The sequence below is a fragment of the Methylobacterium sp. NPDC080182 genome (genome assembly GCF_050281105.1).
GTDB lineage: Bacteria > Pseudomonadota > Alphaproteobacteria > Rhizobiales > Beijerinckiaceae > Methylobacterium.
In genome coordinates this window covers 362,331-376,757 of sequence record NZ_JBNNWO010000001.1, presented here as the reverse complement: position 1 = coordinate 376,757, position 14,427 = coordinate 362,331, and the positions used below count along the sequence as shown (strand labels likewise).

The following is a 14,427-nucleotide window of genomic DNA, read 5'->3' as shown; positions in this document are numbered from 1 at the left end:
CGCTCTCCGGAGCCACCGCGATCCCGTGATCGCCGCCCTGCCCCGTCCTCTCTCCCGGCACCCCCGTCACGCGGGGCGGTCTCCGCCTCGCCCGAAGGTGCCTCTCGCCCCGGATCTCCGTGCGTCCCAGTCCTGTCCGCCCGGACGCGGGCAACAAAAAAGGGCCCCGAGGGACCCTGCATGCGCCACCGCTCGGATCGCGACCCTCGTTCAGGGCCGCCCCGTCGGTGACGCTACCGCTACAATAAGGACCGTCGTCATCGGAAACCCGAAACTGCCCCGCGGCGGCCCCATGATCCGGAACTGGCTCATAGTCGGCGCGCGAAGTGTCGGGCCTCTTAGCGGAGAGCGCGGAGCCGGTCAACGCGTCCGTGCGTGCAATCGCGCTGGTTCCGCGCCGGTTGAGTGCCGGAGCCGCGGCTCACTGCAGCGGCGGCGGGTAGCGGCGCCCCCAGCCGCTCGCCGCGTCGTAGGCGGCGCCGAGCTGCAGGCAGGCGAGCTCGCCGTGGTTCGGACCGACGATCTGGATGCCAGTGGGCAGACCGGCCTCGCCGAAGCCCGCCGGCACGGCGAGCGACGGGAGGCCCGACATCGTCGCGGGGATCGTGATCTGCATCCAGCGGTGGTAGGTGTCCATCGCCCGTCCGCCCACCGTCTCGGGCCAGCGCAGGCCCTTGTCGAACGGGAAGACCTGGGCGCTGGGCATGACCACGTAGTCGTAGGTCTCCATGAAGCGGCGCAGGGTCTCGTACCAGCGGGTGCGCCCCTCCAGCGCCGCGATGATCCGGTCGGCGCCGAGCGCCAGCCCCCGCTCGACCTCCCAGGCCGCCTCCGGCTTCAGCAGGGCCCGGTGGCGGGGCTCGTCGTAGAACGGGCGGAGGTTCGCCGCGACGGTGAAGGCCCGCAGCACCAGCCAGTCCTGCCAGAGGGTCTCCATGTCGTAGCGCGGCATCGCCTCCTCGACGGTGCAGCCGATCTCCGCGAAGGTGGCGAGCGCCGAACGCCCGACGTCGAGCACGCCGGGATCGAACGGGATCTGGCCGCCACAATCCCCGAGCCACGCGATCCGGGTCCCGCGGAAGTCGCGGGCGAGCGGGCTCGCGAAGGCGGACGGGTCCTGCCGAATGGCGTTCGGGCAGCGCGGGTCGTAGCCCGCCAGCACCGAGAGCATCAGGCCGATATCGCCGGGCGTGCGCCCGATCGCCCCGAGCACGCCGAGGTTCGGGCTGAACACGTCCTTGGCCTCGGCGGGGATCCGGCCCCAGCTCGGGCGCAGGCCGTAGCAGTTGTTGAAGGCCGGCGGGTTGCGCAGGGAGCCGGCATGGTCGCTGCCGTCGGCGACCGGCTGCATCCGCAAGGCGACTGCGACCGCGGCGCCGCCGCTCGACCCGCCCCCGGTCTTGGCCGGATCGTAGGCGTTGCCGGTGGCGCCGTAGACCGGGTTGAAGCTGTGCGAGCCGAGGCCGAACTCGGGGATGTTGGTCTTGCCGATGAAGATCGCCCCGGCGGCGCGCAGGCGCGTCACCATGATCGAGTCGGTGTCGGCGACCCGGTCGGCGAAGATCGGGGAGCCCTGCGTGAACCGCAGGCCGCGGACCGGATCGAGATCCTTCACGGCCAGCGGGAAGCCGTGCAGCGGCCCGACGGCGTCCCCCCGCGCCAGCGCGGCGTCGGCGGCCTCGGCCTCCCGCAGGAGCGCGGCATCGTCGGCGAGGCCCACGAGGGCGTTCACCTGCGGGTTGATCCGATGGATCCGCTCCAGATAGGCGCGCATCACCTCCGCGCAGGAGACGACCCGACCGCGAATGGCGGCCGCGAGGTCCACCGCGCCCATGGCGGTGATGCCGTCCTGTCGCGCGTCCTGCATCTTGCCCTCCCCCGGATCAACGGAAGATCGGTAACCGGAGGTTGGATCCAGGCAAAGATGGCTCTGGCTGATTGCATGGAGTGCCGATCATCGTCGTTGCGAGCGCAGCGAAGCAATCCAGTGTCGCGCGACGATCACCGATGTCGCGCATCCCTGGGTCGCTTCGCTGCGCTCGCGATGACGGAGCGCACCCATCGCCCTGATTCGCTATACCACCGACCAGGGCAGCGTCTCCTCGCCGCGGAACACGACGACTGCCGTGTCGTCGACCGCGACGGCCTCGGCGATGCGGCTCTCCCGCCGCTCCAGGGTCACGGTCCCGGCATTCGGCTCCAGCCCGTGGAAGCGGGCTCCGTTGAGCGACGCGAAGGCCTCGAACTTGTCGAGCGCCCCCTCCTCGTCGAAGACCTGCACGTAGGTCTGGAGCGCGGAAGGCCCGCAGAACACGCCGGCGCAGCCGCAGGACGCCTCCTTGGCCCCGCGGACATGCGGCGCGGTGTCGGTGCCGAGATAGAAGCAGGCCTCGCCGGAGGTCGCGGCCTCGCGCAGGGCCAAACGGTGCCGCTCGCGCTTGGCCACCGGCAGGCAGTAGAGGTGCGGGCGCAGCCCCCCCTGGAAGATGTGCGTCCTGTTGATCACAAGGTGGTGCGGCGTGATCGTCGCCGCGCACCGACTCCGGTGCTCCCGGACCACGTCGAGGATCTCCGCCGTGGTGGCGTGCTCGACGGTGACCTTCAGCCCCTGATGGCGAGCGAGCAGCGGGATCAAGCTGCCCTCCATGAAGGCGGCCTCGCGGTCGAAGATGTCGATCTCCGGGTCGGTCGCCTCGCCGTGGATCAGGAGCGGCATGCCGATCCGCTCCATGCGCTCCAGGACGGGGGTAATGCCGACGAGGTCCGTGACGCCCGCGTGCGAGTTCGTGGTCGCGCCGGCCGGGTAGAGCTTGGCGGCGACCCAGACCTTCTCGGCGAAGCCCCGCTCGATCTCGTCCGGGTCGGTGTCGTCCCGCAGGTAGCAGGTCATCAGCGGCGTGAAGTCCTGGCCTTCCGGCATCGCGGCGAGGATGCGCTCCCGGTAGCCCTGCGCCGCGGCGACCGTTGTCACCGGCGGCACGAGGTTCGGCATGATGATGCCCCGGGCGAACTGCGCCGCCGTGTAGGGCAGCACCGCCTTCAGCATCGCGCCGTCGCGCAGGTGGATGTGCCAGTCGTCCGGCCGCCGGATCGTGATCCGGTCGACGGTCTTCGCGGCCTGGCGCTCGGCGGGGAACAGGTCGGCGACGCTCATCGCGGGATGCCCCTCAGGCCTGGCCGAAGGCGGAGATGCCGCCGTGGGCCGCCGACCACTCCGCCGGCGCGTTGAGGAAGCGCTCGACCTCGGCCAGCGTCTTCGGGTCGAAGGTGCCCATCTCCTTGGCCACAGCCAGCACGTCCCACCACGTGGTGAGGTAGTGGAGCTTGATCCCGATCTCCTCCATCAGCGCGGCGCTGTCGGGGAAGATGTCGTAGTAGAACAGCACGAAGCAGTGATCGACCTGGGCGCCCGAATCGCGCAGGGCCTTGCAGAAATTGACCTTGCTGCGCCCGTCGGTGGCGAGGTCCTCGACGAGCAGCGTCCGGGCGCCCTCGACGATCTCGCCCTCGATCTGGGCGTTGCGGCCGAACCCCTTGGGCTTCTTCCGGATGTACTGCATCGGCAGCATCATCCGGTCGGCGATCCAGGCCGCGAACGGGATGCCGGCGGTCTCGCCGCCGGCGATGTGGGTCAGCTTCTCGTAGCCGATCTCGCGCACGATGGTGGCGGTGGCGAAATCCATCAGCGTCGAGCGCAGGCGCGGGAACGAGATGATCTTCCGGCTGTCGGTGTAGACCGGGCTCGCCCAGCCCGAGGTGAACTTGAACGGCTCGTCCTTGTAGAAGAGCACCGCCTCGATCTCGAGGAACATCTTGGCCGCCTCGCGGGCGATCACTTTCCGGTCGAGGGGCAGGAAGGGGCTGGTCATGCGGCGTGCGCGCTCCGCTCGGGGCGTCCTCCGCCGGTCCGGATGACCGGTCCGGCCGGGAGAACGCGTTGAATAAGGGCCTGACCGCCCTCCTCCGCCCTGTCTTCGCCAGCGTCAACCCTGATCGCGGCGCTATCCGCGCTTCACGCAGTCCTGCCCGCCCGCAGATGCGCGAGGTGCCGGATCGCCAGCGCGTAGCCGTGCGTGCCGAATCCTGCCAGCACGGCCGTGGCCGCGAGCGAGATGTAGGAATGGTGGCGGAAGGCCTCGCGGCGGTGGACGTTCGAGATGTGGCACTCGATCACCGGCACCTCGCAGGTGTTCAGCGCGTCGAGGATGGCGACCGAGGTGTGGGTGTAGGCGCCCGCATTGATGACGATGCCGGCCGAACCGACGCGGAACTCGTGGATCGCGTCGATCAGCACGTGCTCGGCGTTGCTCTGGCGGAATTCGACCGCGAGGCCGAGGCCGGCGGCCGTCTCGCGGCACAGGGCCTCGACGTCGGCCAGCGTCTCGCGGCCGTAGATCTCCGGCTGGCGCTTGCCGAGCAGGTTCAGGTTCGGCCCGTTCAGGACCAGGACGGTGTCGTTCATCGTGTGCCTCGCGGGTCGAGAGGTGCGGCAAGCGCCCGCAAGACTCAAGTCCGGGCTGTCATCCGGCCGGAGATGTCCCGCACACGGAGCTGCCGCCCGCGCCGGGCGGTTCAGATCCGGATCCCGCGGCGCTATCCCGGTCGCGGAAGCCCGATGCGGCAGGGAGGACAGGCGAATGGCAGGATCCCGGAGCGACGCGCCCGTGGTGATCGCGGTGGCGATCACCGGCTCGGTGCCGCGCAAGACCGACAACCCGGCCGTTCCGGTCACCGTGTCCGAGCAGGTCGAGTCGACGCAGCAGGCCTTCGAGGCCGGCGCCACGCTCTGCCACATCCACGTGCGCAACGACGACGAGTCGCCCTCCTCCGATCCGGACAGGTTCGCCGCCGTGCAGGAGGGGCTGCGCCGGCACTGCCCGGGGATGATCGTGCAGTTCTCGACGGGCGGGCGCGGGCGCGACCCGGCCGCACGCGGCCTCTCGCTCAAGCACCGGCCCGACATGGCCTCCCTGTCCACCGGCTCGGTGAACTTCCCGACGATCGTCTACGAGAATTCCGCGAGCCTCGTGACCGACCTCGCCGGCCAGATGAAGCAGTACGGCGTCCGTCCCGAGATCGAGATCTTCGACCTCTCGCACCTGCACGGCGCCAAGCGCCTCGTGGAGGCGGGCCTGATCGACGCGCGCCCGCACGTGCAGTTCGTCATGGGCGTCCAGAACGCGATGCCGGCCGAGGAGCACCTCCTCGATATCCTGCTCGCCGAGACCCGGCGGATCCTGCCGGAGGCGACCTGGACGGCGGCCGGGATCGGGCGCAACCAGGCGATCGTGATGGACTGGGCGCTCGCCCGCGGGGCGGACGCGGTCCGCACCGGCCTGGAGGACAACATCCGGGTGACGAAGGACCGCTTGGCGGCCAGCAACGCCGAGCTCGTCGGCCTCGCCGCCGAGGCGGTGGCGCGCCACGGCCGCCGCGTCGCCACGCCCGCGGAGGCCCGCGCCGCCCTGGGCCTGGGTTGAGCGGGCACGGATGTTGCCGCGGTCGCGCGGTGGAGACAGCGCCGGATCCATGCGCCTCACGGCACGCACGCCGTCCCGACCGCGATCCCTGATCGTCGGCTGCGCCGCCGCGGCCTGCGCGTTCCTGGTCGTGTCCTCGGAGGCTCCCGGTCAGGCAGGTCCGGGATCGGCGGAGGCGCTCGTGAACGGGATCCAGACCATTCGGCGCGGCGACACCGTCACGAAGGTCGACCGGACCGGCAAGGGTGCGGTGCTGTGCATGCGCGGCATCCTGCAGGCGATGCGCGCCGTCGGACTGGCGTGCCACGACGGCGTCGACCTGGACTTCCAGCAGGAATTGCGCGCCGCGCTCGCGCGCATCGATCGGTTCATCGCCGACAACGCCCCGGACAGGGCCGTCCCGTCGCGCGATGGGACGGCGGAACCGGAGCAGCGGCCCGGCGCGGTCTGCGGCCGCGACGCGGAGGCCATGTACGAGGCCCTGCGGACCGGCGGCGCCGCGGGCCTGCGCGCCCAGGTCGACGACCTGCTCTCGATCCCGCGCGAGCCGGTCATGAATCCGTGCCTGTGAGCCGGCCAGCGACGTCGCGGTTTCGGGACGGCGCCCGCGCGGCGGTGATCCCGCCCCACCTTCTCACGGCCATCCCGGCGTGCTAACGATCCGCCCGCGCGGGTGTAGCTCAATGGTAGAGCAGCAGCCTTCCAAGCTGAATACCCGGGTTCGATTCCCGGTACCCGCTCCAAGCCCGCCGCGCTCCGCGCCTTCGGGCCCACCCGTCAGACCCCGTCAGGCGACGCCCGTGAAGAAGGTGGCGTAGCCGTCGTCGTGCACCCGGGCGAGATAGGCCCGGTACGGCGCGTAGCCCGGCTCCTCCGGCCCGATCCGCCCGTACCCGTGCGCGCCCGCCTGCTCGGGCAGCAGCGCCAGGGGCGCCGCGGCCGGGGTCAGCTGCGTGCCGCGCCCGGCGTGGAGCGTCGTCAGGACCCCGTACATCTCGCCCTGAATGTTGGGGCGGCACAGCACCGCGAGGCGGTGCTGTCCGTGCCAGTTGGTCACGAGGTAGATCATGCCCGACTGGCTCGGCACGGCGACGCTGCCGGACTGCGCGAAGGGCGCGTCGAGCCGCTCGGCCTCGCGGAACACGAGGCGGGCCGCATCCGCGTCCCAGGCGATCTCGGTCCGGTAGGCGAAGATCGCGCCCGCCGACCCGAACGAGGGCCGCAGGGTGAGGTAGCGCCCCTCGATCCAGGCGACGCTCTCCCGCGAGTAGGAGCCGAGCTCGTCGGGCGCGTGACGGGCCGCCTCCGGGGCCGGGCGCGCCGTCTCCTGGCGCAGGGACTGGCCCAAGGCTTCCTCCAGGCGGATCGTCGTCGCCAGGGTGAAGGGCCGGCGGCCGGCGAGCGCCTTCTCCAGGGTCGAGATGCTGATCCGGGCCTCCTCGGCCAGCGTCTGCCGCGAGATGCGCCGGCGGGCCAGCGCCTCGCGCACGGTCTGGGCAATGGCGCGGCTCTGCGCCTCGGACAGTTCGATCTCGCTCACAGGCACGGCTCGCACGGGCTTGACCCGCACAGATCCGCACGAAACCGCACATTCGCGCAAGCGCGGCCAAGCTGGCCGTCCACGCCGAGCCGTCAGGAACGCTCCGGCTCCGGGGCCATCTCGGTCTCGACGATCAGCCGGAGCGGGCCGGCCTGCAGCGCCTCCAGGGGCCAGCAGGTGACGAGGTCGAGATGCCGCCCCGGGGCCTGCGGGTCGATGCCCGAGGCATCCCAGCGGGCCACCCGCGTGCCGGTGACGCGGAAGCGCAGGGTTCGGCCGTCGCGGCCGGTCACCGTGACGGGATCGCCGGGCCCGAGCTGTCCCAGCACCCCGAACTGCGTGTCGCGGTGGGCGGCGATGACCGCGGTGCCGGGCGCGCCGGCCACCGGGGTGCCGTCCAGGTGGCCGGGGCCGAAGGCCAGGGCCTGGCCGCTCCCGCCCCGCAGCACCACGAAGCTGCGGCCCGCGACGGTGAGCCGGGCGACCGGCTCGGTGTCGGCCCAGGGCCAGGGCCGGGCGGGCCGACCCTCGGCCAGGGTGCGGGCGAAGGCGCGCTCCAGCAGCAGCTGGGCCAGGGCGGCCTTGGCGGGGATCCAGGCGGCCTGCGCCGCGAGCCCGAGCCCCGCGAGGGTGAGGAGGGCCGCGAGGGCCCTCCCCAGTCCGGTCACCGTGCGCCGGCTCATCGCGCGTCCCCGGTCCGCCGGCCGCCGATCGTCAGGCCGGTGCCGAGCAGGAGACCCAGCAGGGCGAGGAGCAGGCCCAGGCCGAGCTGCGCCACGATGCCGGCCCCGGTCCGCGGCAGGTCGACCGCCGCGCCCTCGGCCCGGATCGGCACGATCCGCGCTGCCCCGTCGTCGGCGGGCGTGGCGCCCGGCCGGTCCGTGCCGAACACCTTGGCGAAGTCCCAGCCCGCCGGCAGGTTCAGCGGCAGGTCGGCGGCGACGAGGGGCGTGCCGGGCGCGCGGCGCGGCGTGGCGTCGACGGCCACGAGGCTGGTCAGCCGCGTCGTCAGGCCGTGCTCCAGGGCCAGCGCCAGGATGGCGGCGTCGGCCGCGTCCGCACCGAGGCGCCCCGTGATGCGCGCCGTCTCGGTCTCGCCGATCCGGGACCGCGCCCAGACCTTGGAGATGCCGGCGCCCGCACCCGCCTCGGCGAGGGGGAGCGTCCGGGTCCATGTCCGGCCGCCCACCCGGCCCGAGACGGTCACGGTCCCGCGGGCCGTTTCCTCGGCCGCTCCCGGCAGAAGCGCGGCGAAGACCAGCGGCTCGCCGCGATACAGATCGGGCAGCGCACCCGGCGTGACCTCGACGCCCAGGACCGAGAAGGTCGCGGTCAGGTCGGTGACAGCGGGGGATTCCAGCTTCTCGTAGAGCGCGCGGGTCCGCTCGCCGACCTGCGCGAGGTCGCGGATCTCGGTGAAGCTGCCGCGGCCGATCTCGGCGGCGTGGCGCATCAGGTGGCCGTTGGGCGCCGAGCCGATGCCGACCATGAACAGGCGCGTGCGCCCGAGATTGGCGTGGATCGCCGCGAAGATCCGCTCCTCGTCGCCGACGGCGCCGTCGGTGAGGAACACGACCTGCCGGACGCGCCCGTCCTCGGGGTGCGGGTCGGCGAGGGCCGCCTTGAGCGGCGCCAGCATCTCGGTGCCGCCGCGGGCTTCCAGAGCGGCGACGAAGGCCTGGGCCTGCGCCAGGGCCTCCGGCGTCGCCGGGACGGGCGCGGGATGAAGCGCGTCCCAGGTGTCGTCGAAGCGGATGACGTTGAAGCGGTCCGACGGGGTCAGGCGGGCGAGACCGGCGAGCAGCCCGGCCTTGGCCTGCCGCATCGAGGCGCCCGACATCGAGCCGGAATTGTCGATGACGAAGGTGACGTCGCGCGCCGGCCGGGCGGCCGTGTCGGTCTCGATCGCCGGCGGGCTCACGGCGGCCAGCAGGTAGGTCCGGCCCGCCACGGTCTCGCGGAACAGGCCGAGGCCGGGCACCCGGCTCGGGACCGGCGCCCAGGTCAGCTCGAGGTCGCGGTCGGCAGGGACGACGCCGTCGGTGAGCGTGACGGTCCGCGCCTCCGGGCCGGTCTCGGTCACGCGGATCGCGTGGGTCGCGCTGCGGACGTCACCGACGGGGAAGCCCGCCTTCAGCCGCACGGTGACGGCGACCGGGTTGGTCGGCGACGCCAGGGCCGGGTCGAGCACCGGCGGGCTGATTCGGGCGCGATCCGGAACCGGGTCGCGGGCCTCTCCGGCCACGCCGTCGAGGGAGACCGCGTCCACCGGGGCGGGGGCGGGATTGTAGCGGGGCGCGACCACCAGGGGCAGGCGTAGCGTCCACGTCTCGCCCGAGACGGGGATCGTCTGCTGATAGGTGATCTGGACCACCACCGTCTCGCCGGGGCCGATATTGGCGACCGCGTTGGTGAAAACGTTGGGCCGCTCCTGCGCGGTCAGCGCCGCCGACTGCCCGGCCGCCTTCGCGGCCTCGTAGGCGCGCTTGGCCGCCGCTCTCTCGCGGATGTCGGCGACGATCACGCGGGAGCCGACGACGAGCTTCATCCCGTCGACGGCCGCGTCCTCCGGCAGGGGGTACACGTAGGTGCCCTCGACCCAGTCCGCCGTGACGTTGCGGAAGGCCTGGGTGACGGTGGCCCGGGCGGTCGGGCCGCTGACGTCGACGCTGATGTCGGTCGCCAACTGGACGGCCTCGACCGGCGCGGTGCCGGCCGGCCCGCGCAGGGTGAGGCCGCCCCGGTCTCGGCCCGGCGCCGCGTGGGCCGAGGCCAGCATGATGAGCAGCGCCAGCAGCGCGAGGAAGAGCGGTGACAGCGCGGCGTTGCGGGGGGGCTCGACCGCGGATCGTGGAGCGAAGAACGGCATCGGGGAAACCTCCTGCGCCGGCGGATCGATGCCGGCTCGCCGCTGAAGCTCCCGCGCCAGCCCCTCCGTCGCCACGAGAAGCTTCGCCCTTTTCTAGGCTCGGACCGCACCGGCCGGCCGTGCCCGGGCGGATCTGTGCGGAGCCGGTGCGGAGCTGTGCGTTCCGCGGCGCTTCCCGGCGAATCCGCTCTCGGCTTGACATATGCGCAATCTGCGTCTTAGTTATGCTCAACTTGAGCAGAAAGACCGATGACCGAGTCCGAGTTCCTGGCAGGCTATGATCCTGCGGCCTACGAGCGGCCCGCCCTGGCGGTCGATCTCGTCCTGCTGGGGATCCGGGCGGGCCGGCTCGCCGCCCTCCTGCTGCGGCGGGGCCAGCAGCCGCAGGCGGGCCTCTGGGCCCTGCCGGGCGGGTTCGTGGGCATCGCCGAGACCCTCGACGCCGCCGCGGAGCGCGTCCTGCGCGACAAGGCCGGCATCGGGCGGGCGCGGCTCGAGCAGCTCTACACCTTCGGCGCCGTTGATCGGGATCCGCGGATGCGGATCGTCTCGGTGGCCTACCTCGCGCTGCTGCCGGAGGCGGCCTTCGTCGAGGCCCTGGCGGGCGGTGCCGGGCTCGCGGCGGCGGCGCTGGTCGTGCCCTGGGCGGGCGAGTCCGGCGGCCCGGTCTCGGCCGAGGCGGAGGACGGCGCACCCCTCGCCCTCGCGTTCGACCACGCCGACATCCTCGCGCTCGCCGTGAAGCGGCTGCGCGGCAAGCTCGACTACACGGATGTCGGCTTCGCGCTGCTCCCGGAGCACTTCACCCTCCGGCAGCTTCAGGACGTGCACGCGGCGATCCGCGGCGCGCCCCTCAACAAATCCGCCTTCCGGCGCCGCATGCGCGACCGGGGCTGGATCGCGCCGACGGGCGCCCGCGAGGCCGGGACGGCGTTCCGCCCCGCCGAACTCTTCCGCTTCGACAGGTCAGGCCAGTTCTAAGCCTTTGTTTCAACGCGCTCTCTTGAGCCGAACCGGTATTCACTTCGGCGGAGAGCGCTTCGAGGAGCCCATCATGGCCACGGTCCGCAACATCGGTGTCATCGCCCAGCTCCGGAGCGAGGCGAGCAGCCACGTCATCCGCTTCCGCAACGGCCGGGTCCGGCAGAGCGGGCGGGGTCTGGTCTTCTGGTTCCGGCCCGAGACCGCCAGCATCAGCGAGGTGCCGGTGGACGACCGCGAGATGACGCTCTTCGTCCGCGGCCGCAGCCGGGACTTCCAGACCGTCGTGGTCCAGGGGACGATCGGCTGGCACGTCGTCGATCCGGAGCTGCTGGCGAGCCGCGTCGACTTCTCGATCGACCTCCGAACCGGGCGCCTGCAGGGCGAGCCGATCGAGCGGATCGAGGCGCGCCTCGGCGGCATCGCCAGCCAGGCGGCGCTCCAGTATCTCGGGGCGAGCCCGATCGGCGCCCTCCTCGACGCCGGGCCGGAGCCGCTGCGCGCCGTGCTGGAACGGGTGCTGTCCGACGCCCCGGCGCTGGCCGAGATCGGCGTGGCGACGGTGTCGGTGCGGCTCACCAACCTCGCGCCGACGAGCGAGCTGGAGCGCGCCCTGCAGACCCCGACCTTCGAGGCCCTGCAGCAGAAGGCCGACGAGGCGACCTTCGCGCGGCGCGCCCTGGCGGTCGAGAAGGAGCGCGCCATCGCGGAGAACGAGCTCGCCACGAAGGCCGAGCTGGCCCGGCGCGAGACCGTGCTGATCGCCCAGGAGGCCGAGAACGCCCGCGACCGCGCCGCCGGCGTCGCGGAGGCGCGGGGCCTGGAGGCGGCCGCGGAGGCCGAGCGGATCCGCCTCGTCGAGGGAGCCCGGGCCGACGCGGAGCAGCGCCGCGCCGCCGTCTACCGGGACATGCCGCCCGCCGTCCTGCTCGGGCTGGCGGCCCGGGAACTCGCCGGCAAGCTGGAGACGATCGAGCACGTCAACGTCACGCCGGATCTGCTGGCGGCCGTCCTCGGCGAGTTCCGGGGCGCGCTGTCCCCGCGGCTCGCGCCGCGCTGAGGAGGTCCGCCGTGCCGGCCATCACACCCCGCGTGGTCTTCGTGATCCGCGACACGGACTACGAGTTGCTCATCGCCCGGCACGCGACCCGCGGCCAGGTCCGGTTCTTCCTGGAGAGCAGGGGCCAGACGCTCGCCGAGGTCGAGGCGCGCCACGCGCAGTTCCAGGCCGTGCTCGCCGAGGCCCGGTCCGCCGTGCCGCTGGACTGGCGGCAGGCCCTGGTGCGGCGCCCCGACCTCGACCGCTTCCTGTTCGCCCCCGAGGACGTGGTCGTGGCCGTGGGGCAGGACGGGCTCGTGGCCAACGTCGCCAAGTACCTCGACGGGCAGCCGGTGGTCGGCGTCAACCCGGCGCCCGACCTCTACGACGGCGTGCTGGCCCGGGCGCGGGTCGAGGCCCTGCGCGCACTCCTGCCCGCCAGCGCGGCCGGCGCCGTGCCCCTTCAGCGGCGCACCATGGTGCAGGCGACCTTCGACGGCGGCGAGCGGCTGCTCGCCCTGAACGAGATCTTCGTCGGCCATCGCAGCCACCAATCGGCGCGCTACCGCATCGACGACGGGGCGCGGGCGGAGGACCACTCGTCGAGCGGGCTGATCGTGGCCTCGGGCACCGGCCTGACCGGCTGGGCGCGCTCGATCAGCGAGGCGACGCACCTCACCGTGGAGGTTGGCATCGAGGAGGCGGCCTTCGGCTACTGGGTGCGCGAGCCGTTCCCGAGCGTCGCCACCGGCACCGACCTCCGCGGCGGCAAATTCGCCGGATCGCCCCTCACCGTGGTGTCGCGGATGAACGAGGGCGGCGTGGTGTTCTCGGACGGGATCGAGCAGGATTTCGTCGCCTTCGACTGGGGGCGGCGGGTGAGCCTCGCCCCGGCCGACCGCACCTTCAACCTCGTGGCCGCGTAGCGCGGCGCCGACCGGGCGCCCGACGACCGCCTTTGCGGGAGGCTCGGGATGCTGCCCCAGGGCCCGCTCCGCGCGTTCTTCGCCCGCGCGCGATCGGCATTGTCCGAAGAGCCCGGCTGAATACGCCGGCGGCATTCCGCTGCTTTCGCGGGCGTCGGACCGGTCGATGCGACACCTTCGTCATCACGAGCGCAGCGTAGTGACCCAGGGCAGCGCGACGTCCGGAGGCCTGGCGCGGCTGCATTGCTTCGCTCCGCTCGCAATGACGGCGGTGCCGTTCCTCGACAGCGCCGACGGGCGAGGTGCGCCGCCAACACCGCAGATTCCCGCGTCTGGCACGCTTCTTGGTTCGTATTCACCAGCGCAGCGTCGCCCCGGCGGCGGCTAGAGGTTGGCGTGCCGTCGATGTGGTGAGGTGCCGGGCGACCGGATCTCCGCGACTGCCTTGAGCCTGTCCCGAGCTCCGATCCCTCCGTTTCAGCACCGGCACGCGCCGTCCGGCGGATCGCGCGATCCGCCCTCTGAGGAGAGTCGATATGTGCGACCGTCACGGCGATTATCGCGTCCCGGATCTCACGCGGTTCAAGCCCAGTCGCAGGCGCTTCCTCGGCGGGACCGCCGCCGCGCTGACCCTGGCGGTGGGCCCGGGCCTGACCGGCCCGGCCGCGGCGGCCACCGGCATCCGCGCGACCCACGGCTCCGGCTTCTGCAACCTCAACTTCTTCCTGGCCGAGGCGATGCAGCTCGCCATGGATGACGGGCTGACGATCGACTTCGTCAACACGCCGACCTTCTCGGATCAGGTCACCTTCCTCGGCATGGGCCAGGTCGATGCCGGCGTGATGCCCTACACGAGCTTCATGGCCCTCTACGACGCGGGTGCTCCCGTGAAGATCGTGGCCGGCGGCGGCATCGAGGGCTGCGTGCTCGTGGCCCAGCCCGGCCTCGACAGCCCGGGGAAGCTCAAGGGCAAGACGCTCGGGACCTTCCAGCTCGATACGCTGGAGGTGCTGCCCTACGACTGGCTGAAGAAGAACGGCGTCGCCTTCAAGGACATCACGGTCCGCTACATGGGCTCGACCCCCGAGGCCGTGGAGGCGTTCCGCGCCGGTGCGCTGGACATCATCTCGACGATCGAGCCCTACGGCACCGCGCTGCTCACCGACGTGAAGGGCGCCGTGAAGCTCTCCGACGGCACCGACATCTACGGCAAGGGCTACACCGACTGCGTGCTGGCGGTCCGCAACGAGCTGATCGCCAAGAACCCGGGCGCCGTGAAGGCCCTGATCAAGGGCATGATGAAGGCCCAGGCCATGGCGGAGGGCGCCCCCCAGGTCGCCCTGAACAAGCTCGTCGGCTCCTACTACAAGACCTCGATGAGCAACGCCCAGCTCGCCATGGGCCGGCAGCCCTCGGTGGTCGACGCCCGCAACCAGACGCAGTTCATCCTCGACCGGACCGATTCCGTCGCCGAGATGGGCTACATCAAGAAGAAGCCCGGCCGCGACGCGATCGACTGGACCCTGCTGGAACAGGTCATCGCCGAGAACCCGGACCTCTACGGCAAGCTCAAGCTGAAGTCGGCCTGAGCG

General features: G+C 72.4%; 13 protein-coding genes and 1 tRNA gene. 7 read left to right on the top strand and 7 right to left on the bottom strand.

Annotated elements, in window-relative coordinates; translation table 11 throughout:
• Positions 1-421: 421 nt before the first annotated feature.
• The 4 genes from ACQKQD_RS01885 to aroQ form a co-directional block, all read right to left on the bottom strand.
• Positions 422-1,867, bottom strand: a complete 1,446-nt coding sequence (locus tag ACQKQD_RS01885; RefSeq protein ID WP_427507340.1) for an amidase — start codon at positions 1,865-1,867, stop codon at positions 422-424.
• Between the two features lie 207 nt (positions 1,868-2,074).
• Entirely contained in the window at positions 2,075-3,154 is a 1,080-nt protein-coding gene (pyrC, locus tag ACQKQD_RS01880) for a dihydroorotase (RefSeq protein ID WP_427507339.1), read from the bottom strand.
• Between the two features lie 13 nt (positions 3,155-3,167).
• Positions 3,168-3,869 carry an orotate phosphoribosyltransferase gene (locus ACQKQD_RS01875; RefSeq protein WP_056531596.1) on the bottom strand — a complete coding sequence of 234 codons (702 nt, stop codon included), beginning with the start codon at positions 3,867-3,869 and terminating at the stop codon, positions 3,168-3,170.
• A 143-nt stretch (positions 3,870-4,012) separates the two neighbouring features.
• A complete protein-coding gene (gene aroQ, locus ACQKQD_RS01870; protein WP_427507338.1) occupies positions 4,013-4,462 on the bottom strand; it encodes a type II 3-dehydroquinate dehydratase in 450 nt (149 codons plus the stop codon).
• A gap of 175 nt (positions 4,463-4,637) precedes the next feature.
• Here aroQ and ACQKQD_RS01865 point away from each other — a divergent pair, with 175 nt between their 5' ends.
• The 3 genes from ACQKQD_RS01865 (at position 4,638) to ACQKQD_RS01855 (ending at position 6,223) form a co-directional block, all read left to right on the top strand.
• On the top strand, positions 4,638-5,480 hold the full coding sequence (locus ACQKQD_RS01865; protein WP_091977798.1) for a 3-keto-5-aminohexanoate cleavage protein: 843 nt from the start codon (positions 4,638-4,640) through the stop codon (positions 5,478-5,480).
• A 49-nt stretch (positions 5,481-5,529) separates the two neighbouring features.
• Positions 5,530-6,051 carry a hypothetical protein gene (locus ACQKQD_RS01860; RefSeq protein WP_427507337.1) on the top strand — a complete coding sequence of 174 codons (522 nt, stop codon included), beginning with the start codon at positions 5,530-5,532 and terminating at the stop codon, positions 6,049-6,051.
• 98 nt (positions 6,052-6,149) lie between these two features.
• Positions 6,150-6,223, top strand: a tRNA-Gly gene (locus tag ACQKQD_RS01855).
• A gap of 44 nt (positions 6,224-6,267) precedes the next feature.
• On the opposite strand, the gene ACQKQD_RS01850 is transcribed toward ACQKQD_RS01855, so the two are convergent.
• The 3 genes from ACQKQD_RS01850 to ACQKQD_RS01840 all read right to left on the bottom strand — a co-directional run bounded on the left by ACQKQD_RS01850 (position 6,268) and on the right by ACQKQD_RS01840 (position 9,889).
• The gene (locus tag ACQKQD_RS01850; RefSeq protein WP_427507336.1) at positions 6,268-7,020 is read right to left on the bottom strand and encodes a helix-turn-helix domain-containing protein; all 753 of its coding nucleotides are present in this window, start codon (positions 7,018-7,020) and stop codon (positions 6,268-6,270) included.
• Positions 7,021-7,112: 92 nt separating this feature from the next.
• On the bottom strand, positions 7,113-7,703 hold the full coding sequence (locus tag ACQKQD_RS01845) for a class GN sortase (RefSeq protein WP_427507335.1): 591 nt from the start codon (positions 7,701-7,703) through the stop codon (positions 7,113-7,115).
• Positions 7,700-9,889, bottom strand: a complete 2,190-nt coding sequence (locus tag ACQKQD_RS01840; protein WP_427507334.1) for a marine proteobacterial sortase target protein — start codon at positions 9,887-9,889, stop codon at positions 7,700-7,702. Before ACQKQD_RS01840 ends, ACQKQD_RS01845 begins: the two co-directional genes overlap by 4 nt.
• Positions 9,890-10,138: 249 nt before the next feature.
• Here ACQKQD_RS01840 and ACQKQD_RS01835 point away from each other — a divergent pair, with 249 nt between their 5' ends.
• The 4 genes from ACQKQD_RS01835 to ACQKQD_RS01820 all read left to right on the top strand — a co-directional run bounded on the left by ACQKQD_RS01835 (position 10,139) and on the right by ACQKQD_RS01820 (position 14,424).
• The gene (locus ACQKQD_RS01835) at positions 10,139-10,870 is read left to right on the top strand and encodes an NUDIX hydrolase (RefSeq protein ID WP_427507333.1); all 732 of its coding nucleotides are present in this window, start codon (positions 10,139-10,141) and stop codon (positions 10,868-10,870) included.
• A gap of 73 nt (positions 10,871-10,943) precedes the next feature.
• A complete protein-coding gene (locus tag ACQKQD_RS01830; RefSeq protein ID WP_427507332.1) occupies positions 10,944-11,930 on the top strand; it encodes an SPFH domain-containing protein in 987 nt (328 codons plus the stop codon).
• Positions 11,931-11,941: 11 nt separating this feature from the next.
• Entirely contained in the window at positions 11,942-12,835 is an 894-nt protein-coding gene (locus tag ACQKQD_RS01825) for a hypothetical protein (protein ID WP_427507331.1), read from the top strand.
• A gap of 536 nt (positions 12,836-13,371) precedes the next feature.
• Complete coding sequence (locus tag ACQKQD_RS01820; protein ID WP_427507330.1) at positions 13,372-14,424, top strand: ABC transporter substrate-binding protein; 1,053 nt, start codon at positions 13,372-13,374, stop codon at positions 14,422-14,424.
• Positions 14,425-14,427 lie beyond the last annotated feature (3 nt).

Coding starts and splice junctions, on each gene's coding strand:
- ACQKQD_RS01860 (WP_427507337.1), top strand. CDS start 5,530: ATGCGCCTCACGGCACGCACGCCGTCCCGACCGCGATCCCTGATCGTC.
- aroQ (WP_427507338.1), bottom strand. CDS start 4,462: ATGAACGACACCGTCCTGGTCCTGAACGGGCCGAACCTGAACCTGCTC.
- pyrC (WP_427507339.1), bottom strand. CDS start 3,154: ATGAGCGTCGCCGACCTGTTCCCCGCCGAGCGCCAGGCCGCGAAGACC.
- ACQKQD_RS01830 (WP_427507332.1), top strand. CDS start 10,944: ATGGCCACGGTCCGCAACATCGGTGTCATCGCCCAGCTCCGGAGCGAG.
- ACQKQD_RS01845 (WP_427507335.1), bottom strand. CDS start 7,703: ATGAGCCGGCGCACGGTGACCGGACTGGGGAGGGCCCTCGCGGCCCTC.
- ACQKQD_RS01820 (WP_427507330.1), top strand. CDS start 13,372: ATGTGCGACCGTCACGGCGATTATCGCGTCCCGGATCTCACGCGGTTC.
- ACQKQD_RS01885 (WP_427507340.1), bottom strand. CDS start 1,867: ATGCAGGACGCGCGACAGGACGGCATCACCGCCATGGGCGCGGTGGAC.
- ACQKQD_RS01865 (WP_091977798.1), top strand. CDS start 4,638: ATGGCAGGATCCCGGAGCGACGCGCCCGTGGTGATCGCGGTGGCGATC.
- ACQKQD_RS01875 (WP_056531596.1), bottom strand. CDS start 3,869: ATGACCAGCCCCTTCCTGCCCCTCGACCGGAAAGTGATCGCCCGCGAG.
- ACQKQD_RS01835 (WP_427507333.1), top strand. CDS start 10,139: ATGACCGAGTCCGAGTTCCTGGCAGGCTATGATCCTGCGGCCTACGAG.
- ACQKQD_RS01840 (WP_427507334.1), bottom strand. CDS start 9,889: ATGCCGTTCTTCGCTCCACGATCCGCGGTCGAGCCCCCCCGCAACGCC.